17 protein-coding genes are annotated in these 20,426 nt (G+C 61.7%); 6 read left to right on the top strand and 11 right to left on the bottom strand.

The genetic code is table 11. The annotated features are described in order from the left end of the window. Positions 1-155 precede the first annotated feature (155 nt). From CKW25_RS23485 to leuC, 9 genes are all read right to left on the bottom strand, one after another. Positions 156-788: a phosphoribosylanthranilate isomerase gene (locus CKW25_RS23485; protein WP_095083028.1), complete on the bottom strand. Its 633-nt coding sequence runs from the start codon at positions 786-788 to the stop codon at positions 156-158. Between the two features lie 63 nt (positions 789-851). Further along, positions 852-1,676 carry a tRNA pseudouridine(38-40) synthase TruA gene (gene truA, locus CKW25_RS23480; protein ID WP_095083026.1) on the bottom strand — a complete coding sequence of 275 codons (825 nt, stop codon included), beginning with the start codon at positions 1,674-1,676 and terminating at the stop codon, positions 852-854. Positions 1,677-2,075: 399 nt separating this feature from the next. Beyond that, positions 2,076-4,658: a FimV/HubP family polar landmark protein gene (locus CKW25_RS23475; protein ID WP_095083024.1), complete on the bottom strand. Its 2,583-nt coding sequence runs from the start codon at positions 4,656-4,658 to the stop codon at positions 2,076-2,078. A 196-nt stretch (positions 4,659-4,854) separates the two neighbouring features. After that, the gene (locus CKW25_RS23470; protein ID WP_095083022.1) at positions 4,855-5,865 is read right to left on the bottom strand and encodes an aspartate-semialdehyde dehydrogenase; all 1,011 of its coding nucleotides are present in this window, start codon (positions 5,863-5,865) and stop codon (positions 4,855-4,857) included. A 243-nt stretch (positions 5,866-6,108) separates the two neighbouring features. Beyond that, complete coding sequence (gene asd / locus CKW25_RS23465; RefSeq protein ID WP_095083020.1) at positions 6,109-7,221, bottom strand: aspartate-semialdehyde dehydrogenase; 1,113 nt, start codon at positions 7,219-7,221, stop codon at positions 6,109-6,111. Between the two features lie 67 nt (positions 7,222-7,288). Then, on the bottom strand, positions 7,289-8,371 hold the full coding sequence (gene leuB / locus CKW25_RS23460; RefSeq protein WP_095083018.1) for a 3-isopropylmalate dehydrogenase: 1,083 nt from the start codon (positions 8,369-8,371) through the stop codon (positions 7,289-7,291). 51 nt (positions 8,372-8,422) lie between these two features. Next, a complete protein-coding gene (locus tag CKW25_RS23455) occupies positions 8,423-9,187 on the bottom strand; it encodes a class I SAM-dependent methyltransferase (RefSeq protein WP_095083016.1) in 765 nt (254 codons plus the stop codon). Positions 9,188-9,343: 156 nt separating this feature from the next. Beyond that, entirely contained in the window at positions 9,344-9,988 is a 645-nt protein-coding gene (gene leuD / locus CKW25_RS23450; RefSeq protein WP_095083014.1) for a 3-isopropylmalate dehydratase small subunit, read from the bottom strand. Between the two features lie 2 nt (positions 9,989-9,990). Beyond that, the gene (gene leuC, locus CKW25_RS23445; protein ID WP_095083012.1) at positions 9,991-11,421 is read right to left on the bottom strand and encodes a 3-isopropylmalate dehydratase large subunit; all 1,431 of its coding nucleotides are present in this window, start codon (positions 11,419-11,421) and stop codon (positions 9,991-9,993) included. A gap of 198 nt (positions 11,422-11,619) precedes the next feature. On the opposite strand from leuC, the gene CKW25_RS23440 reads away from it, so the two are divergent. Together CKW25_RS23440 and CKW25_RS23435 are read left to right on the top strand one after the other, a co-directional pair. After that, complete coding sequence (locus tag CKW25_RS23440; RefSeq protein ID WP_095083010.1) at positions 11,620-12,510, top strand: LysR family transcriptional regulator; 891 nt, start codon at positions 11,620-11,622, stop codon at positions 12,508-12,510. 69 nt (positions 12,511-12,579) lie between these two features. Beyond that, positions 12,580-15,870: a PAS domain S-box protein gene (locus CKW25_RS23435; RefSeq protein ID WP_095083008.1), complete on the top strand. Its 3,291-nt coding sequence runs from the start codon at positions 12,580-12,582 to the stop codon at positions 15,868-15,870. A gap of 48 nt (positions 15,871-15,918) precedes the next feature. Here CKW25_RS23435 and CKW25_RS23430 read toward each other — a convergent pair whose 3' ends face one another. Continuing rightward, a complete protein-coding gene (locus CKW25_RS23430; RefSeq protein ID WP_095083006.1) occupies positions 15,919-16,365 on the bottom strand; it encodes an Hsp20 family protein in 447 nt (148 codons plus the stop codon). A 131-nt stretch (positions 16,366-16,496) separates the two neighbouring features. Beyond that, positions 16,497-17,456 carry a tRNA-dihydrouridine synthase gene (locus tag CKW25_RS23425; protein WP_095083004.1) on the bottom strand — a complete coding sequence of 320 codons (960 nt, stop codon included), beginning with the start codon at positions 17,454-17,456 and terminating at the stop codon, positions 16,497-16,499. 195 nt (positions 17,457-17,651) lie between these two features. On the opposite strand from CKW25_RS23425, the gene CKW25_RS23420 reads away from it, so the two are divergent. From CKW25_RS23420 to CKW25_RS23405, 4 genes are all read left to right on the top strand, one after another. Continuing rightward, complete coding sequence (locus CKW25_RS23420; RefSeq protein WP_095083002.1) at positions 17,652-19,115, top strand: PAAR domain-containing protein; 1,464 nt, start codon at positions 17,652-17,654, stop codon at positions 19,113-19,115. Beyond that, positions 19,112-19,723: a hypothetical protein gene (locus CKW25_RS23415; RefSeq protein WP_095083000.1), complete on the top strand. Its 612-nt coding sequence runs from the start codon at positions 19,112-19,114 to the stop codon at positions 19,721-19,723. Before CKW25_RS23420 ends, CKW25_RS23415 begins: the two co-directional genes overlap by 4 nt. Before the next feature lie 47 nt (positions 19,724-19,770). Further along, positions 19,771-19,914, top strand: coding sequence for a hypothetical protein (locus CKW25_RS26710; protein WP_172736618.1), 144 nt, complete (start codon positions 19,771-19,773; stop codon positions 19,912-19,914). After that, a partial coding sequence (locus CKW25_RS23405; RefSeq protein WP_095082996.1) for a hypothetical protein occupies positions 19,911-20,426 on the top strand: 516 nt, incomplete at its 3' end. The genes CKW25_RS26710 and CKW25_RS23405, both read left to right, overlap by 4 nt.

The raw sequence follows: 20,426 nt of genomic DNA, 5'->3' as shown, positions 1-20,426 counted from the left end.
AGGACCTGCCTGCAACGCTTCCATCCTCAGCCATCCCGACAACCTGCGCGGGGCGGTTGTCACTTCGGTTCTGGTCCACCCGGAGGTGGTACCTGCCTGCTTTCGTGCAGCGCATGTTTTGTACCATGCAGTGGACGGCGGCAGACTGCCAGCCGTCACATCGACGACGCGCTACTGCGCACTGCCTGCACAAAGGCGCGAATCCTTGCGTGATCCTTGATGCCCTTGCCCTTTTCTACCCCGCCGCTGACGTCCACCGCATAGGGACGGACCCGGGCAATGGCCCCGGCAACGTTATCCGGCGTCAGCCCACCGGCCAGGATAATCGGCTTGCTCAAGCCCTGCGGTATCAAGGACCAGTCGAAGGCTTCGCCGGTTCCGCCGGGAACCCCTTCGACATAGGTGTCCAGCAGAATCCCGCTGGCACTCGGATACGCGTGGCAGGCAGCGGCGATATCGTCCCCGGCCTTGACCCGCACGGCCTTGATGTACGGCCGGTGCCAGCCTTCGCAATCGGCCAGGGTTTCATCACCGTGGAACTGCAACAGGTCCAGCGGCACTGCATCGAGTATTTCACCGAGCTCGCAACGACTGGCATTGACGAACAGGCCCACGGTGGTCACGAACGGTGGCAACGCCGCGATGATCGCCCGCGCCTGCTGGACCGTCACCGCCCGCGGGCTTTTGGCATAGAACACAAAGCCAAGCGCATCGGCCCCGGCCTCGACGGCCGCCAACGCATCTTCAATGCGGGTAATCCCACAGATTTTGCTGCGAACGGCTGGCATGTCGTTGGAACCTCAGGGCAGATCCGGGAAAGTCCCGGATGGTAGCAAATGCGTTCGAGGGCGTCAGCCGTCAAGTTCCGAGAAACCGGTCAGGAAGTGCGGCCCGACGTAACGCTCCGGCAGCTGGAACTCATCGCGATACTCGACCTGCACCAGGTACAGCCCGAACGGGTGGGCCGTGACACCGCCGGCACGCCGGGCCCGGCTTTCCAGCACCTCCCTGGCCCACTCCGCCGGACGCTCACCGGCACCGATGGTCATCAGCACGCCGGCAATATTGCGCACCATGTGGTGCAGGAATGCGCTGGCACGGATATCCAGCACGATCATCTTGCCGTGCTGGGTGACCCGCAGGTGATGGATTTCCTTGATCGGCGACTTGGCCTGGCACTGCCCCGCGCGAAAGGCGCTGAAGTCGTGAGTGCCGAGCAGATGCTGCGCCGCCTCGGCCATGCGCTGCACATCCAGCGGACGGTGGTTCCAGGTCACCTCTTCGTTGAGGTGCGCCGGACGAATCTGGTCGTTGTAGATCACGTACCGGTAACGCCGGGCGATGGCCTTGAAGCGCGCATGAAAGTGCGCTGGCATGACCTTGGCCCAACTGACGCTGATATCGTGGGGCAAGTTGATGTTGGCGCCCATGACCCAGGCCTTCAACGACCGGTCGACCTGGGTGTCGAAATGCACCACCTGGCCGCAGGCATGCACGCCCGCATCGGTGCGCCCCGCGCAATGCACGGAAACGGGCGAATCCGCAACCTTGGACAGGGCCGCTTCAAGGGTTTGCTGCACGGTGGCCACGCCGGAGGCCTGACGCTGCCAGCCGCGGTACCGCGAACCCTTGTATTCAACGCCCAACGCGATCCGGAAAAAGCCCTCGGCCGCCATTTCGGCGGCCGGATTATCTATATTTGCCAAGGAGTGACAGCCTGCTGATATACGCAAAGGCGGGCATTATAAGGCCCCGCGCCCGGGACGCCATGTTCGCGGTATTTTTTGTTCAACCCGGTGCCGCTTGCTGGAGTATCCGCTGGCGTGGCGAGGGAGCTTGTTCCCGTTCGACTGCCGCGCAGTCGCGAAGCCCTACGACGCGCAATGCCTGGAAGCATCCAATCGCAGGTTTTGGGGGGGGGCTTCGCAACCCAGCGCGAGCATGCTCCCTCGCCACGGGTTATGCGACCAGGGCATTGCCTAGCCCTGAAACAGGTGTAAACCTTATTCAGGACGGGACACATGAAACAAAAACGGCAGCCATCATGGGCTGCCGTTTTTGTCATGCGTGGTCAATCAAGCCAGGCGAGCGAGCATTTCCCTGGCTTCGCTCTTCTGGCCGTCGTTGCCCTCGCTGATTACCTCGCCGAGGATATCCCGCGCACCATCGGTATCTCCCATGTCGATATACGCCTGGGCCAGATCGAGCTTGGTGGCAACTTCATCGGTGCCCGAGAGAAAATCGAGCTCCGACTCATCGCTATCCGCCGCCAGCGCCGCATCTTCGGCGGTGAAGGTGGGCTCAACGATGGGTGGATGCTCCAGCTCTTGGGAAAAGCGATCCAGCTCGGCGTGCACATCGTCCAGGTCAGCGATGAAGTCATCCGGTTTGGCGGACGAATCCATTTCCTCGGCCAGGGACAGGTCGAAATCGGCCGGCAACTCCAGGTCATCCAGCGTCACGTCGACCACCTCAGGCGCCTGCTGTGCCGGCGGCTCATCGTCGAGGCTGAGCAGGAACTCATCCTCGGACAAGGTCGACTCCGGCAGATCCGCACCCAGGTCGAGATCGAAGTCCGCCAGATCGTCCAGCCCCTCCGGCTCTTGAGCCTGCTGCATTACCGGCTCAAAACTCAGGTCATCGTCCAGCGGGAATGCTTCCAGCTCGGCGACAGGCTCGGCGGCGACCTGTTCAGGCGATACCGCCTCCAGCTCATCCAGACTGAGGTCGAATGCGCTATCGAAATCTTCTTCTGACGCAGCAACCTCGGGTGCTGGAGCTGGAACCTCAGGCTCATCCAGCAGCAACTCCTTGACGTACTGGGCATCCAGCTCGGCCGCCGCTGCAGCGGCGGCAATGCCACCCACTGCCGCGATGGCCAGCATGGCCGGGAAGCGACTCTTGAGCTGTTCGACCTCTGCGTAGTTCTTGCCATTGGCAACCAACTGGCGCTCTTGCGCGACAAACGCATCGCGATCGCCCTGCTGAGCGTAGACTTCCATCAACTTGAGGCGCAGCTCGCTGCGTTGCGGCTCTTGCTTGATGCCTTCTTCCAGCAGGTTGACCGCCTGGTTCAGACGCCCGGCATCGATGTGCGACTGCGCGTGCATCAGCACATCGTCCGAGCGTTCGGCGGCAGGCGACACCAGCGGCGCAGCAATTGGCGTGGTCATCACGACCGGCGCCACCACCACCGGCTCAGCCGCTGGAGCTGGAGCTGGAGCTGGAGCTGGAGCCAGCTTGACGGCGGGCGACGCAACTTCAAGGCCTTCGAAGCTGCTTTCCGGCAGATCGAGGTCCTCGGAGAAATCCGACTCTTCAGCCAACGCCTTCGCCATCCGCCGGTGCTTTTCGGATTCCTGCTGAGCCTTGCGACGACGCGCCAGCAGCAACAGCAGCAAGGCCAGCACGACCGCCCCGCCACCGACCAATCCCATCAGCGCCGGACTGGCCAGTAGCTCGTCGTACTTCTGTTCATCGTTGACCGCAGGCGCGGCGGCCGGGTCTGCCGGTGGCGTCGCAGCAGCCGTCTCTGGAGATTCTGTAGCCGAGGTCGCGGCAGGCTCAACCAGCTCGGCCGGCATCGTCTCTGAAGACAGGGTCGCGCCAGCATGCCCCGCTTCTGCCTGCAGCTTGGCCAACTGATTGTTTTTCAGCTCGATCAGGCGCTGAAGCTTGTCCAGCTGGCTTTGCAAATCGGTCATGCGGCTGTTCAGCTCGGCGTTGTCACGACGGGCCGTGTCGAGGCTTTCCTGTGCTACTGCCAGCTTGTTGCCGATGGCCTGGCTATCGCCGGCCGGGCCCTTGCCACGGTTTTTACCGGACTCGGCCGAGACCAGGCTCAGGTTATCCTTGGCAGCACCCTGGGCCAGCGCGGTATTACGCCCGCGACCGCTGGCGTCCAGTTGCTGTGCCTGGGTCCGCGGCACGTAGCGTCGCCCCTGGCGCCAGGCGGCGTTCTGCGCGGCCACTTCAGCGATGGCTTGCGCTTGCGGCAGGCTAGTGCTTTGCCCAGCGTCCGGCAGGCGCAAGACCTGACCGGTTTTCAAGCGGTTGATGTTGCCATCGATAAAGGCATCGGGGTTCAACGCCTGGATCGCCAGCATGGTTTGCTGGATCGAAGCACCATTGCGCGCCTTCGCGGCGATCTCCCACAGGGTGTCGCGCGGCGCCGTGGTGTGTTGCGCCGTCGCCCCGGTAACCGGCGCGTTGACCGCTGGCGCCGTTTGCGCCGCGGCATCAGCCGTTTGCGGCGAGAACTTGGAAGGGTCGAGCAGTACGCTGTAGTCACGCAGCAAGCGGCCATTCGGCCACATCACCTGAACCAGGAATTTCACCATGGGTTCGGACAGCGGCTGGCTGGACGTTACCCGCAGGATGCTTTTACCGCCAGGGTTGAGCACAGTGGTGAATGTCAGGTCATTGAGGAGCGCCTGACGGTCCACGCCGGCCTTGGCGAAGTCGTCGGCCGAGGCCAGGCTTGGTACCACTTCGGCCACCGTGAGGTCCTTGACATCGAGCAACTCGATCTCGGCCACCAACGGCTGGTTCAGGGTCGACTTCAGGGTCAGTTCCCCAAGCCCAAGGGCATGCGCCATACCGGAGGACAGCGCCGAGGCGGCCGCTATTGCTAACACCAGTTTGCGAACTTGAACCATAGCCTCATCCTTTGTTTGAACATTCCTCGGCCAGCGAGAAGGTGTTTAATGCTGCTGCCGTAAGGCATGGCGCACAGGCCTCGGAGGAGTCTGCGCGCGATTATTTCACTCACGCCCTTGCAGGCCCCGCATGGCGGCCCGCCTCATAGCATAGCGTTCAGCTAGAATCATTCTGCAAATTGTTGCCAAGTATCTTTTACACAAGGTCTTTTATCAACAACTCGGCCACCTGCACTGCGTTGAGTGCGGTACCTTTGCGTACGTTATCTGACGTCAGCCACAGATTAAGTTCCGCCGGATCGTCGACGCCGCCGCGAACCCGACCAACGTAAACCACGTCCTGGCCGACCGCATCACCGACCGGCGTCGGGTAGTCACCCGCCTCCACCAGCTCGATACCCGGCGCCGACTCCAGTGCAGCGTTCACTGCAACCAGGTCGACCGCCTTGGCCGAAACCAGGGTCACGGTATAGCTATCGCCAAAAAACACCGGAGCTTGAACGCAGGTCGCGGAAATCTTCAAGGCAGGCTGCGCCATGACTTCACGCAACTCTCGAACCAGGCGTTTTTCCAGCAGCGTATGGCCTTGGGCATCCGGCGTGCCGACCTGTGCCAGCAGGTTGAACGCCATCTGCCGATCGAAGAAGCGCGGCTCCAGCGGGCGGGCGTTCAGCAGCTCGGCGGTCTGCCGGGCCAGTTCGGTCACCGCCTCGCGGCCCTGGGCTGAAACAGCCAGGCTGGCGGTCACGGCGATGCGCTGCACATCGAGTTGATCGCGCAACGCTGCCAGGACCACGGCCAGGGTGGTCGCCGAGGCGCTTGGGCTGCTGACCTGAAACGGCTTTTTCAGCCCGACCAGCACCTGGGCATTGGCTTCCGGCACCACCTGTGGTGCCTGGTCGGCCGGCAAGGCACCGGACAAGTCGATCAGCGCGCACCCCGCGGCCGTCGCTCGCGGGGCAAAGCTCAGGGTGACCGCCGGCCCGGCGGCAAAGAACACCAGTTGCACCTTGCTGAAATCGAACTCGTCGACCTCCCGCACCCGCACGTTCTTGCTGCGGAACATCACCGAATGCCCGGCCGACTCGCTGCTCGCCAGCAGGTGCAGGTTGGCAACCGGAAAATCGCGCTCCTCGAGAACCTGAACGAGGGTTTCGCCAACAGTACCGGTGGCGCCGACAACGGCGATATCAAAGGACTGGCTCATGGTTCTACCTCAGGCGAAACGGGGGGGAGCGGCACTTTACCGGGTGGTTGGCGCACAGGCAATTATGCGGTGTCTGTACCCCCCATCGCGGGCGAGCCCGCTCCCACAGGGTTCAGCGCAATCCTTGTGGGAGCGGGCTTGCCCGCGATGACGGAATATCAGGCAACCAAGCCTCCTCAGAATGCCTGGAATAAAAAACCCGCGCCTCTTTCAAGGCACGGGTTCTTTCACGGCATCAACCGATCAACGTTCCAGCAGGATCCGCAGCATGCGACGCAGTGGCTCGGCCGCGCCCCACAGCAGTTGGTCGCCGACGGTGAAGGCACCGAGGTACTGGGTCCCCATGTTCAGCTTGCGCAGACGGCCAACCGGTACATTCAGGGTGCCGGTGACCTTGGTCGGGCTCAGCTCCTGCATGCTGATGTCGCGGCTGTTCGGCACCAGCTTGACCCAAGGGTTGTGCTGGCTGATCAGGCCTTCGATATCGGCGATCGGCACGTCTTTGTTCAGCTTGATGGTCAGCGCCTGGCTGTGGCAGCGCATGGCGCCGATACGCACACAGATGCCATCCACCGGGATCGGGCTCTTGAAGCGCCCGAGAATCTTGTTGGTCTCGGCCTGGGCCTTCCACTCTTCGCGGCTCTGGCCGTTCGGCAGTTCCTTGTCGATCCAGGGGATCAGGCTGCCCGCCAGCGGTACGCCGAAGTTTTCGGTCGGGTAGGCGTCGCTGCGCATGGCTTCGGCAACACGACGGTCGATGTCGAGGATGGCGCTGGCCGGGTCGGCCAGTTGATCGGCGACAGCGGCATGGGTCGCGCCCATCTGCTTGATCAGCTCACGCATGTTCTGCGCACCGGCACCCGAGGCTGCCTGATAGGTCATGGCGCTCATCCACTCCACCAGACCGGCTTCGAACAGGCCGCCCAGGCCCATCAGCATCAGGCTGACGGTGCAGTTGCCGCCGATGTAGTTCTTGGTGCCCGCGTCCAGCTGCTGGTCGATGACCTTGCGGTTGACCGGGTCCAGCACGATGACCGCGTCATCCAGCATGCGCAGGCTGGACGCGGCATCGATCCAGTAACCCTGCCAGCCGGCTTCGCGCAGCTTGGGGAACACTTCACTGGTGTAGTCGCCGCCCTGGCAGGTCAGAATCACGTCGAGGGTCTTGAGCTCGTCAATGCTGTAAGCGTCTTTGAGCGGAGCAATGTCCTTGCCCACGGACGGACCTTGGCCACCGACATTGGAAGTGGTGAAAAACACCGGCTCAATGAGATCGAAATCCTGCTCTTCCAGCATCCGCTGCATGAGCACGGAACCGACCATACCGCGCCAACCGATCAGACCTACACGTTTCATCGCAACTACACCTTTTACAAAAAGTGGGCTCGCTTGCCGGCATCAGCAACAAGCGGGGCCCGAGAGATTACAGATTCCGCAGCGCGGCGACTACTGCGTCGCCCATTTCCTGCGTTCCGACTTTAGTGCAACCGGCCGACCAGATGTCACCGGTGCGCAGGCCTTGATCCAGGACCACGCTCACGGCTTGCTCGATGGCGTCAGCGGCGGCCTGCTGGTTGAAGCTGTAACGCAGCATCATCGATACCGACAGAATGGTCGCCAGCGGGTTGGCAATACCCAGGCCTGCAATGTCCGGCGCCGAACCATGGCACGGCTCGTACATGCCTTTATTGTGGGTATCCAGCGAGGCCGACGGCAGCATGCCGATGGAGCCGGTGAGCATCGACGCCTGGTCGGACAGGATGTCGCCGAACATGTTGTCGGTGACGATCACGTCGAATTGCTTCGGCGCGCGCACCAGTTGCATGGCGGCGTTGTCGACGTACATGTGGCTCAGCTCGACCTCGGGATAATCCTTGGCCACTTGCTCGACCACTTCGCGCCACAGCTGGCTGGAGGCCAGGACGTTGGCCTTGTCCACCGAGCACAGCTTCTTGCCGCGCACCATGGCCATGTCGAAGCCAACCCGGGCGATGCGGCGGATTTCGCTTTCGCTGTACGGCAGTGTGTCGTACGACTGGCGCTCGCCGTTTTCCAGGGTGCGGGTGCCGCGTGGCGCGCCGAAGTAGATACCGCCGGTCAGTTCACGGACGATCAGGATGTCCAGGCCGGCGACGATTTCCGGCTTCAGGCTGGAAGCCTCGGCCAGTTGCGGGTACAGGATCGCCGGACGCAGGTTGCCGAACAGCCCCAGTTGCGCACGAATTTTCAGCAGGCCACGCTCAGGACGGATATCGCGCTCGATGGCGTCCCATTTCGGGCCGCCCACGGCGCCCAGCAACACCGCGTCGGCCGCACGGGCACGCTCCAGGGTCTCGTCGGCCAATGGCACGCCATGCCGGTCGATGGCGGCGCCACCGATGACGTCGTGGCTCAGTTCGAAGTCCAGGGCGAACTTGTCATTGGCCAGTTCCAGCACCTTGACCGCCTCGGCCATGATTTCCGGGCCAATACCGTCACCTGGGAGAATCAGAATCTGCTTGCTCATGCGTTCCTCATGTCATCAGTCGGCGCACCCGCGGGTGCACCCGGAAAAATTCTAGCGTTCGGCCCACAGTACCAGCACATCGGTACTGAACGAACCATCAGCCTCAATCTCAAAATATTCACGTACTTCGTTGCCCATCGACTGCTGCAACTCACGGATCGCCGCGCGCATCACCGCTGGCGTGCGCATGCGCTCGACCCAGCTGTTGTACTCCAGGCGCAACCGCTGGCGCGTGGTACTGCGGGTCTGCAACCCCGCCTCGCTGACCTGGCGCAACCACTCGCCGGCGGAATAATCACGCACGTGGCTGGTGTCGCGCAGTACCTCGACGCTTTGCAGGTAAGTGTCAAACAACGGGCTACCCGGTGACAACACGTCGATGAACGCGGCGACGCCGCCCGGCTTCAACACCCGACGCACTTCGCGCAGGGCCAGGCCAAGATCACTCCAATGGTGCGCCGAGTAACGACTGAAGACGAAATCGAACTCGCCATCGCCGAATGGCAGGCGCTCGGCGGCACCGTTGACCGTGGACACATTATTCAAACCACGGTCGACAGCGGCAGCGGCCACCACGTCGAGCATCTGCTGCGACAGATCGTAAGCCACCACTTCCTTGACCAGCGACGCCACATGAAAACTCACGTGACCGGCACCGCAACCCAGGTCCAGCACACGGGCATCGCCCTGCCCCGCCAGTTCGGCCTGTAGCAGTGCGAACTCGGTGCCTTGAGCGTGTACAGCGCTGCTCAGATAGGCCGCGGCCTGTTCACCGAATTGCTTTTGTACGACTTGGGTATGGGCGGTGTTTGTCATGATGACTTCCCTGATTGGACAGTCTGGTGATTATCTGTAGGAGCGAGCTTGCTCGCGAAGGTCGTCAACGATGACGCTGGCATCCTGAAGAAACGCGGCGTCCTTGAGTTTTTCGCGAGCAAGCTCGCTCCTACAGTGAGTTACACGTCCGATTAATTAAGCGTCGCGAAACAACCAAGGCTGGCTCGCACGGTGTTTGGCCTCAAACGTCGCAATCGCCTCGCCGTCCTGCAAGGTCAGGCCGATATCGTCCAGACCGTTGAGCAGGCAGTGTTTGCGGAACGCATCAATCTCGAAGCTCAACACCTTGCCGTCAGGACGAGTCACGGTCTGGGCCTGCAAATCGACCTGCAACTGGTAACCAGGAGTCGCCTCCACTTGCCGGAACAGTTCGTCGACTTCCGCGTCGCTGAGAATGATCGGCAGCAAGCCGTTCTTGAAGCTGTTGTTGAAGAAGATGTCGGCATAGCTCGGCGCGATGATGCTGCGGAAACCGTATTCTTCCAGGGCCCACGGCGCGTGCTCACGGCTGGAACCGCAACCGAAGTTCTCGCGAGCCAGCAACACGCTGGCACCCTGGTAACGCTCGGCATTGAGCACGAAATCCTTGTTCAGCGGACGCTTGGAGTTGTCCTGATATGGCTGCCCCACATCCAGGTAGCGCCATTCGTCGAACAGGTTCGGGCCAAAACCGGTGCGCTTGATCGATTTGAGGAACTGCTTGGGGATGATCTGGTCGGTGTCGACGTTGGCACGATCCAAAGGCGCGACAAGACCTGTGTGCTGGGTAAAGGCTCTCATGGTTACTGCGCTCCCTGGATCAATTCACGGACATCGATGAAGCGACCGTTGACGGCTGCGGCGGCTGCCATGGCCGGGCTGACGAGGTGGGTACGTCCACCGGCGCCCTGACGGCCTTCAAAGTTACGGTTGGAGGTCGAGGCGCAATGCTCGCCGGACTCCAAACGGTCCGGGTTCATCGCCAGGCACATCGAGCAGCCTGGTTCGCGCCATTCAAAACCGGCCTCGAGGAAAATCTTGTCCAGGCCTTCCGATTCCGCCTGCGCCTTCACCAGGCCCGAGCCTGGCACCACAATGGCCTGCTTGATGGTCGATGCCACTTTGCGGCCCTTGGCGATCACGGCGGCAGCGCGCAAATCTTCGATTCGCGAGTTGGTGCAGGAGCCGATGAACACGCGGTCCAGTTGAATGTCGGTGATCGCCTGATTGGCGGTCAAACCCATGTATTTCAAGGCGCGGACGATGGAGTCGCGCTTGACCAGATCCATCTCTTTAGCCGGGTCCGGCACGTTCTGATCGACGGCGAGGACCATTTCCGGGGAAGTGCCCCAGCTGACTTGCGGCTTGATCTGTGCAGCATCGAGTTCAACGACAGTGTCGAACTTCGCGTCCGCATCGGACACCAGGTCTTTCCAGGCCTCGACGGCCAGGTCCCACTCTGCGCCTTTCGGGGCGAACGGACGGCCCTTGACGTAGGCCACGGTCTTCTCGTCCGCCGCGACCAGACCCACACGGGCACCGGCTTCAATGGACATGTTGCAGATGGTCATGCGGCCTTCGACCGACAGGTCACGAATGGCGCTACCGGCGAACTCGATCGCATGACCATTGCCACCGGCGGTGCCGATCTTGCCGATCACGGCGAGGACGATGTCCTTGGCGGTCACGCCGAACGGCAGCTTGCCCTCGACTTCTACCCGCATGTTCTTCATTTTCTTGGCGACCAGGCACTGGGTGGCGAGCACGTGCTCGACCTCGGAGGTGCCGATACCGTGGGCCAGGGCACCAAATGCACCGTGGGTCGAGGTATGGGAGTCACCGCAGACCACGGTCATGCCCGGCAAGGTTGCACCCTGCTCCGGGCCGATGACATGGACGATCCCCTGGCGCACGTCGTTCATCTTGAATTCGACGATGCCGTATTCGTCGCAGTTGTCATCGAGGGTCTGAACCTGCAGGCGCGAGACCTGGTCGACGATGGCGTTGATGCCACCCTTGCGCTCCGGCGTCGTCGGTACGTTGTGGTCCGGGGTCGCGATGTTGGCATCGATGCGCCAAGGCTTGCGCCCGGCCAGGCGCAGGCCTTCAAAGGCTTGCGGCGAGGTCACTTCGTGAATGATGTGACGATCGATATAGATCAGCGCCGAACCATCGTCGCGCTGCTTGACCAAATGCGAATCCCAGAGCTTGTCGTAGAGCGTTTTGCCGGCCATCAGACGTTTCCTCATCAGCTTGTTTCTATGCCGGGGAGGCCTGCGTGGCAAGTGCCGCTGGAGCACTTCGCCGTACAGGCCCCTGGGGTTGAAGTGACTCAATAACCCCGTGGCTTGTGAGGTCGATCCTATGGGGTTACATTAAATAACTCAAATTCATATTTTTCATGCTTTGGATAACCAACTGGAATACAAGAAATGGACCTGGCCAACCTCAATGCTTTTATCGCCATTGCCGAGACGGGCAGCTTCTCGGGCGCCGGTGAGCGCCTGCATCTGACCCAGCCGGCCATCAGCAAGCGGATCGCCGGGCTGGAACAACAACTCAACGTCCGCCTGTTCGATCGGCTGGGTCGCGAAGTCAGCCTGACCGAGGCCGGACGCGCCTTGCTGCCGCGCGCCTACCAGATACTCAACGTGCTGGACGACACCCGCCGGGCGCTGACCAACCTGACCGGCGAGGTCAGCGGGCGCCTGACACTGGCCACCAGCCATCATATCGGCCTGCACCGCCTGCCACCTTTATTAAGGGCGTTCACCCGCCTCTACCCCGAGGTGGCACTGGACATTCAGTTCCTCGACTCGGAAGTGGCCTATGAGGAAATTCTTCATGGTCGCGCCGAGCTGGCGGTCATTACCCTGGCGCCAGAGCCTCATTCGCTGGTCAAGGCCACGCCCGTGTGGGACGACCCCCTGGACTTCGTGGCGGCCCCCGAACACTCGTTGATCAGCAATGGCCCGGTCACGCTGGCCGATATCGCGCGCCACCCTGCGGTATTTCCCGGTGGCAACACCTTTACCCATCACATCGTCCAGCGCCTGTTCGAAACCCAGGGCCTCACGCCAAACATCGCCATGAGCACCAACTACCTGGAAACCATCAAGATGATGGTCTCCATCGGCCTTGCCTGGAGCGTCTTGCCGCGCACCATGCTCGACGATCAGGTGGCGCGCATACCTTTACCGGGCATACAGCTCAGTCGCGAGCTAGGCTATATCGTGCACACCGAACGGACGCTATCGAATGCGGCACGGGCTTTCATGGCCTTGCTGGACGCACAAATCGATTTGCCAGGGACTCACGGCTGACTTGTGCTAATCCTGTAAGGCTGCAAACCCCACTGCCGAATGCCCAATTCAGCCCAAGGCCTGTAGCCAATGCCCAAATCTGTTGACCGCCCACGCCCACACACACCGCCGATGCCGCGTATACAGGCGCTGGACCCTCACACCTCGGAGCAGAGCTGGGAAAGCGCACCGCAGTTGCTGGCCGCCCTCAACGGCGCCCGCCTGGGCGCCTGGTACTGGGACATCGAGCGCGGGCAGATCAGTTGGTCCCGGGGCACCCAGGCGCTGTTCGGTTTCGATCCACGGCAACCACTGCCCACGGACCTGGAATACCTGGACCTGCTCCCTCCCGAGGATCGGGCAAAAGCCCTGCGTGCCTTCCATGCGGTAATCGCGGGCGCCCCGCTGGAACAGGCGATGCACCATCGCATCCGCTGGCCGGACGGCAGCCTGCACTGGCTGGAGATCAACGGCAGCCTGCTGCCGGACAAGCACGGCCGGCCACGCATGATCGGCGTGATCCGCGAAATCACCCACCAGCGCCAGCGCGAACAGGCCCTGAGCAGCTCGGAAAAGCGCTTCGCCACGCTGTTTCATCTGTGCCCCAACATGGTGCTGCTGACCCGCCAGGAAGACGGCCTGATCACCGAAGCCAACCAGTATTTCGAAAGCCTGTTCGGCTGGCCGGTCCAGGACGCCATTGGCCGCACGACCCTTGAACTGGGCCTGTGGGTACACCCCGAGCAACGGACAAAACTGGTCAAGGCCACCAAGGCCAAGGGCGAACTGGTCAGCATGGAGGTGCAGTTTCGTGCCAGCAATGGCCAGGTCCATGACGGCATCCTCAGCGCACAGAAGGTCGAACTCGAAGGCCAGCCCTTCCTGCTCAGTACCTTTCTCGACACCACGGAACGAAAAGTCGCCGAACAGGCGCTCAAAGACAGCCAGGAACGCCTGGACCTGGCCCTGGACTCGGCCCAACTGGGCACCTGGGACTGGCACATCCCCAGCGGCATGCTCTATGGCTCGGCGCGGGCGGCCCAGTTGCACGGGCTGGACGCCACGCCGTTCCATGAGTCCTTCGACGAGTTTTTCGAGGGTGTGCCCGGCGAAGAGCGCGACAGCATGCGCGACGCCTACCGCAGCCTGCGTGAGGGGCCGGCGGGCAGTTACCAACTGACCTATCGCGTGCAATTGGCGGACGGCAGTTCGCGCTACCTGGAGAGCCGCGCCCGACTGTACCGAGACGAGAGCGGCGTCCCGCTGCGCATGGCCGGCACGCTGCTGGACATCACCGACCAGGTCGAGCGTGAACAACGACTGGTGGCCTCCGAAGAAAAATTCGCCACCCTGTTCCAGGTCAGCCCCGACCCGATCTGTGTCACCCGCAAGGACAGTGGCCAGTTCATCGAAATCAACTCCAGCTTCACCCAGACCTTCGGCTGGAGTGCCGCCGAGGTGATTGGTCGCAGCGGCGACGACCTTGGCCTGTGGGATGCGTCATCGAAAAGCCTGCAACGGATCGAGCAGGTGATCCGCGAGCAGGGCCTGAACAATGTCGCGGTCATCGTCCGCCACAAGGACGGGCAGGCCCTGACCTGCGTGATCTCCAGCCGCCAGATCAGCGTCGGCGACCAACCCTGCATCGTCACCACCCTGCGCGACATCTCCCAGCAGCAACGCTCGGAAGCCGCGCTCAAGGCCAGCGAAGAGAAGTTCGCCAAAGCGTTTCACTCAAGCCCCGACGCCATCACCATCACCGAGCGCGACACCGGGCGCTATCTGGAGGTCAACGACGGGTTCTGCCGCCTGACCGGCTATCGCGCCGAGGAAGTGGTAGGCAAAACCATGTATCAGGTGGGCATCTGGGCCGAAGAGAAGCAGCGCTCTGCCCTGCTGGCCGAATTGCAGCTCAAGGGCCGGGTTCACCATCAGGAAATGCTCGGGCGCAACAAACGCGGCGAACTGCTGACGGTGGAAGTCTCGGTGGAGCCGATCACCCTCAACGAAACCGCCTGCCTGCTGCTGACCGCCCGGGACGTCAGCCTGCTGAAGAACGCCGAAGCGCAGATCCGCCACCTGGCCTATCACGACCCCCTGACGAACCTGCCCAACCGGGCGCTGCTGATGGACCGCCTGAGCCAGCAGATCGCCCTGCTCAAGCGCCACAACCTGCGCGGCGCCCTGCTGTTTCTCGATCTGGACCACTTCAAGCACATCAATGACTCCCTGGGCCATCCCGTGGGCGATACCGTGCTGAAGATCATCACCGCACGCCTTGAAGCCAGCGTGCGCATGGAAGATACCGTGGCGCGGCTGGGCGGGGATGAATTCGTGGTCCTGCTCAGCGGCCTGGAAGGTTCGCGCAGCGAAGTCAGCGATCAGGTCCGGGAACTGGCCGACACCTTGCGCGAACTGCTGTCGGAACCGATGTTCCTCGACGGCCAGCGCCTGCAAGTCACACCGAGCATTGGCATAGCGTTGATTCCCGACCACGGCTCCACGCCCACCGACCTGCTCAAGCGTGCGGACATTGCCCTCTACCGCGCCAAGGATTCGGGGCGCAACACCACGCAGATGTACCACAACACCATGCAGAAGGCGGCCAGCGAACGGCTGCGCATGGAAACCGACCTGCGCCTGGCGCTGTCCCGGGGCGAGTTTCGCGTGCACTACCAATCCCAGGTCGACGCCCGCGACGGGCGCATCGTCGGCGCCGAGGCGCTGGTACGCTGGAACCACCCGCAACTGGGCGCGCAGTCACCCAACGAGTTCATCAAAGTCCTGGAGGACAGCGGGTTGATTCTCGAGGTCGGCACCTGGATCCTCGATGAAGCGTGCCTGGCCTTCAAACAGCTGATCGCCAACGGCAAGATCGACCCGCTGAACTTCAGCCTCTGCGTCAACATCAGCCCGCGACAGTTCCGCCAGAACGACTTCGTCGAGCGCATCGAACAAAGCCTGGCCAGCCACGACCTGCCCTGCTCATTGCTGAAGCTGGAAATCACCGAAGGCATCGTGATCCAGAACCTGGAAGACACCATCATCAAGATGCGTCGCCTGAAAAAGCTCGGCGTCAGCTTTGCGATGGACGATTTCGGCACCGGGTACTCGTCACTGACCTACCTCAAGCGCCTGCCTGTCGACACCCTGAAAATCGACCAGTCGTTCATCCGCGACGCCACCAGCGACCCCAACGACGCCGAAATCATCCGCGCCATCGTTGCCATGGCCCGCAGCCTGGAGCTGGAAGTGATCGCCGAAGGCGTGGAAACGCCAGAGCAGCTTGAGTTTTTGCAGGGGCTCGACTGCCATTTGTATCAAGGGTACCTGCACAGTCGGCCATTGCCGCTGGAGGAGTTTCAACAACTGCTGAAATGACGGGCACAAAAAAGGGCGCCGATGGCGCCCTTCTTCACTGCGGTGACCTTAGTGTTGCAAAGCCGCGTGTTGCGTCCCGTTGATCGGGATGCGCTTGGCTTTCGCCTCTTCCGGCACCACGCGCAGCAGATCGATGCTCAGCAGGCCGTTACGCAGGTCAGCGGCCTTGATCTCGATGTGATCGGCCAGCCGGAACGACAGCTTGAACGCACGCTGGGCGATGCCTTGATGCAGATAGGTCACGCCTTCGTTGGCGTCACGTTTGCCGCCACTGATGGTCAACACGCCTTTTTCGACTTGCAGGTCCAGGTCTTCTTCCTGGAAGCCCGCGGCCGCGACGACGATGCGGTATTGGTCGTCGCCGTGTTTTTCGACGTTGTAAGGTGGGTAGCTGCTGCCGGGCTCATTGCGCAGCGCAGACTCGAACAGATCGTTGAAACGATCGAAACCAACCGAAGAACGGAACAGTGGAGCCAGGGAAAATGCGGTACTCATGATTAAAATCTCCTGAAAACAATCAGCAAGGTTTTTTGTCTCCGCGACCCGAATTCGGCATCGCGTAACCCTTAGATAGGGACCGCTGATTGCATTTCAAGAGATTTTTTGCTGTTTTTTTATAAAAAAGTTCAGGCCGCTTCAGCGACCTGCAAACCGAGCAAACGCGAAACCTGGTCCAGCTCAGTCTCACGACGCATGAGCGTAAACAGCTCCACCGCCTCGGGATAATTGCGGGTCAGCATCGCCAGCCACTGCTTCAAGCGACCCGGCGATTGCCGTGGCGTCATCTGCGCCTTGGCCTGTAGCCAGAACGCCTGGATCAGCGGCAGCAACTCGGCCCAGGTCATCTCAACCACCTCCTCACCGGCCCGCGCAGCCGCGATTTGCCGGGCCAGGTCGGGGCGCGACACCAGGCCGCGACCAAGCATGATGTCTTCCACTCCGCTGATTTCCCGGCAGCGACGCCAGTCGTCCACGCTCCAGATATCGCCGTTGGCGAACACCGGCACCTTGACCACGTCCTGCACCCGCGGGATCCACTCCCAGTGCGCCGGCGGCTTGTAGCCATCCGTCTTGGTCCGGGCATGCACCACGATGTGCTCGGCGCCGCCTTCGGCCAGGGCTGTGGCACACACCAGCGAACCGTCCGGACTGTCAAAGCCCAGGCGCATCTTGGCGGTCACCGGAATGTGCGCGGGGACCGCGCGGCGAACGTGCTCGACGATCCGGTTGAGCAACTCCGGCTCCTTGAGCAACACCGCACCGCCACGGGACTTGTTCACGGTCTTGGCCGGGCAACCGAAGTTCAGGTCGATCACCTCGGACCCCAGCTCACACGCCAGCGCCGCGTTTTCCGCCAGGCACACCGGGTCGGAACCCAGCAGCTGCACGCGCAACGGCACGCCGGCAGCGGTCTTGGCACCGTGCAACAGTTCAGGGCCGAACTTGTGGAAATAGGCTGGCGTCAGCAGCTGATCGTTGATCCGGATGAACTCGGTCACGCACCAATCGATACCGCCAACACGGGTCAGCACGTCCCGCAGGATGTTGTCGACCAACCCCTCCATGGGCGCCAAAGCAATTTGCATGGAAAACACTCAACGAAAAACGTGCGGCAGTTTACCGGGTTTCATCGATCGGGGCATGTCGTACCGGTGGACGGTTGCTTCAGGCATCTGAATACAGAGCAACCCTACACCACTCAAGGAAACGTCTGATTTATCTCCCTGCACCGCCTCGCCTAGCGTGCTCGTCCCTACCGATCACACAAGGACTTGTCTGGCATGAGGCGCTATCACATCACCGTCGGAGCCAAAACCACCGTCAACGGCACCGTGCTTACCGGCTACGCATACAGCACCATCAATGGCCAGGCCATGGCCCGCGAAGGCGATGAAGTCGATTGCCCGGAATGCGACAGCACCGGGGTCATTGTCTGCGACGGACCGCACCTGGTGGACTTGCTGGATGGCCGCCCCGCCGCCCTCGACGGCGACCTCTGCCGTTGCAAGTGCGACCCGCCGCCGCGACTGATTGCCAACCAGAATCTCAGGTGCCAGTTGTTCGACAACGTCGCGCCACGCCCCCGAGCCACTGCTCAACCCGCCGCGCCAACCGCACGCCACCCGGTAGCCGAACCGCGCCCTTCCAGCTTCACCCCTGCACCGAACCGTCCCACGTCGACCTTCGCGCCGCTGCCCGGACAGGTCTGCGAGAACCTCTGGCGCGAGTACCAGCAAAGAGCCGAAGCCATCGTGGCGCCAGGCGGCACCCTGATCGCCGATCCCAAGGCTCGTAACCGCGCAATCAATGCCGCCTACGCCCAGCTCTGGCTACACGATCCGCGCTTGCAGTGGGCCGGGCTCGCCGCCTTCGCCTCGAAACAGGTGGGCTGCGGCCTGCTGCACGCCGCCGACTCGATCGACAAGATCCAGGCCGAACATGAAGCCGCGCAGCAGCTCAAGCGTAGCGCCAGGACAGGGCTCTTTGGCTTGTTCAGCAGCAGTGAAGATGAGCGGCAGGCGAAGCTGGGGGACTACGAGCAGGCACAACGGGACTACGAGCACGCCATCGGCAACAACCCGCTGCCGAGCATCGACCTCAGGCGCGAAGGTGAACCGTTGTCGATGGCGCAGCAGCTGTACCAGTATGTGTATGAGATGCTGGCCATGGGCAATACCACGCTGTTCCTGGACGTTTATCCGCTGCATGTTTTCTACAAGGAGCGGGGGTTGGGGGCGCTCGAAACCTGCCTGAAGTTGCGCCAAAACATCTATGGGCATGACCAATACCCAGTACTATGGCCGGTCGGGCAGGAGGCGCTAAAGTTCGGTCATAATTACAAGGAAATCCTGCCAGCTTTTGAGGCCATTGAGGCCGGTAACATTGCCGAAAGTGTCATGTTTCTTGCAACGCATGAACAGGTCAATATTTTACAACCGTCGATGTACAGCGACCCGAAACTAATCGCTCTGCTGCGCGGTAATCACTTCTCTTATGTCACGAACTTTCCATCCGGCGTCGCTCAAGCTATCGAACTGACCCTGGCCAGCCAATGCCGGCCTGTCGATGATCGACGCACCATTGGCTTCAGCAACAACCCCGTAGCCGACCTGTCCGACATCCATCAGCGCATGCCTTTTGTGCTCAAGGCCGCGGCACAGTTTGACGAGCTGTTGCATGACGGCAACCGCTATCAGATCGAACAGGCGCTTCGGGATATCGCCACAGGTGGGGGCGTGCGATGAGCCTGACGCAACGTGTCGGTTGGCGACGCGGTGTGTTTGCACTCGCGGTCGCGGCCTGCATTACATGGGCGGCGATTGCAGCGCAATCGGAAAAGGAAATCGTGCTGATGATAGGTGAACCTTACGAGGCCATGCGCCAGCGCTCCAGTGCGGCCATTGGTCCAGCCATTCCCGGGCAAGTGTCGTTCAACATTCCCCAGTCGGATGCTCGTCTGCTTTTCACAGACCCTCAATATGGGTTTGTGACCCCATTGGCCCGCTTCTTCACCGTTATCTACCGAAATGAGTTGATCTACAGTGTACGGATGTCCCCGCAAATCGAACCGCTACTGCTCGACGATACGCTCAAGATCGTGCTGGATTTACAGGAGCAATGGCGCAACGGCGGCTGGACGCCGAACTGGGTCAAAGACTTTCCATCGCTCGCCGACACCCCCCAATGGCGCGCCCGATTGCGAGATGTGAACAAGGGCGGTACCGCTTACTGGCGAGCAGGCGACCAGTACCAAGTGATGCTGGCGGTCAATCGCTTCAGGGATTATAAACGCCCCACTGAGGAGCGTTACCTTATCACTCTACAGCTTGCCACACCGTGGGGGAGACCTTGACCCTGTGCCCTGATGATGGACACGCCATTGGCTTGGACAACAACCTCATGACCAACCTGTCCGACATCCATCAGCGCATGACTTTTGTGCTCAAGGCCGCGGCCCAGTTTGACGAGCTGTTGCATGACGGCAACCGCTATCAGATCGAACAGGCGCTTCGGGATATCGCCACAGGTGGGGGCGTGCGATGAGCCTGACGCAACGTGTCGGTTGGCGACGCGGTGTGTTTGCACTCGCGGTCGCGGCCTGCATTACATGGGCGGCGATTGAAGTGCAATCAGTAAAGGAAATCGCGCTGATGATCGGCGAGCCTTGGGAGGACATGCGCCAGCGCTCCAGTGCGGAGATTGACCCGGCTATTGCCGGGCGCTTTTGGGGGCGATTGCCGAAATCGGATGCCCGCCTGCGCTTCATTGACCCTATGTATGGGTTCGTGACACCACTGGCTCGGTTTTTCACGGTTACTTTTGATGATGAGTTAGTCAACAGTGTCAGCATGTCCCCGCAAATCGAGCCGCTACTGCTCGACGATACGCTCAAGGTCGTGCTGGAGCTGCAGGAGCAATGGCGCAAAGGCGGCTGGATACCGACCCGGGCCAATGACTTTCCACCGTTCGCCGACACCCCGCAATGGCGAGCTCAATTGCGAGACGTAAGTAAAGGGGGAACAACCTACTGGCAAGCGGGAAATCAGTACCAAGTG

The sequence above is a fragment of the Pseudomonas sp. Irchel s3h17 genome, from assembly GCF_900187505.1.
Lineage (GTDB): Bacteria > Pseudomonadota > Gammaproteobacteria > Pseudomonadales > Pseudomonadaceae > Aquipseudomonas.
The sequence above is the reverse complement of the archived record's forward strand: the minus strand, read 5'-3'. Positions and strand labels throughout refer to the sequence as shown.

Coding starts and splice junctions, on each gene's coding strand:
- CKW25_RS23470 (WP_095083022.1), bottom strand. CDS start 5,865: ATGAGCCAGTCCTTTGATATCGCCGTTGTCGGCGCCACCGGTACTGTT.
- CKW25_RS23440 (WP_095083010.1), top strand. CDS start 11,620: ATGGACCTGGCCAACCTCAATGCTTTTATCGCCATTGCCGAGACGGGC.
- truA (WP_095083026.1), bottom strand. CDS start 1,676: ATGGCGGCCGAGGGCTTTTTCCGGATCGCGTTGGGCGTTGAATACAAG.
- CKW25_RS23420 (WP_095083002.1), top strand. CDS start 17,652: ATGAGGCGCTATCACATCACCGTCGGAGCCAAAACCACCGTCAACGGC.
- asd (WP_095083020.1), bottom strand. CDS start 7,221: ATGAAACGTGTAGGTCTGATCGGTTGGCGCGGTATGGTCGGTTCCGTG.
- CKW25_RS23425 (WP_095083004.1), bottom strand. CDS start 17,456: ATGCAAATTGCTTTGGCGCCCATGGAGGGGTTGGTCGACAACATCCTG.
- CKW25_RS23435 (WP_095083008.1), top strand. CDS start 12,580: ATGCCCAAATCTGTTGACCGCCCACGCCCACACACACCGCCGATGCCG.
- CKW25_RS23455 (WP_095083016.1), bottom strand. CDS start 9,187: ATGACAAACACCGCCCATACCCAAGTCGTACAAAAGCAATTCGGTGAA.
- CKW25_RS23475 (WP_095083024.1), bottom strand. CDS start 4,658: ATGGTTCAAGTTCGCAAACTGGTGTTAGCAATAGCGGCCGCCTCGGCG.
- CKW25_RS26710 (WP_172736618.1), top strand. CDS start 19,771: ATGACCAACCTGTCCGACATCCATCAGCGCATGACTTTTGTGCTCAAG.
- leuC (WP_095083012.1), bottom strand. CDS start 11,421: ATGGCCGGCAAAACGCTCTACGACAAGCTCTGGGATTCGCATTTGGTC.
- CKW25_RS23415 (WP_095083000.1), top strand. CDS start 19,112: ATGAGCCTGACGCAACGTGTCGGTTGGCGACGCGGTGTGTTTGCACTC.
- leuD (WP_095083014.1), bottom strand. CDS start 9,988: ATGAGAGCCTTTACCCAGCACACAGGTCTTGTCGCGCCTTTGGATCGT.
- leuB (WP_095083018.1), bottom strand. CDS start 8,371: ATGAGCAAGCAGATTCTGATTCTCCCAGGTGACGGTATTGGCCCGGAA.
- CKW25_RS23485 (WP_095083028.1), bottom strand. CDS start 788: ATGCCAGCCGTTCGCAGCAAAATCTGTGGGATTACCCGCATTGAAGAT.
- CKW25_RS23430 (WP_095083006.1), bottom strand. CDS start 16,365: ATGAGTACCGCATTTTCCCTGGCTCCACTGTTCCGTTCTTCGGTTGGT.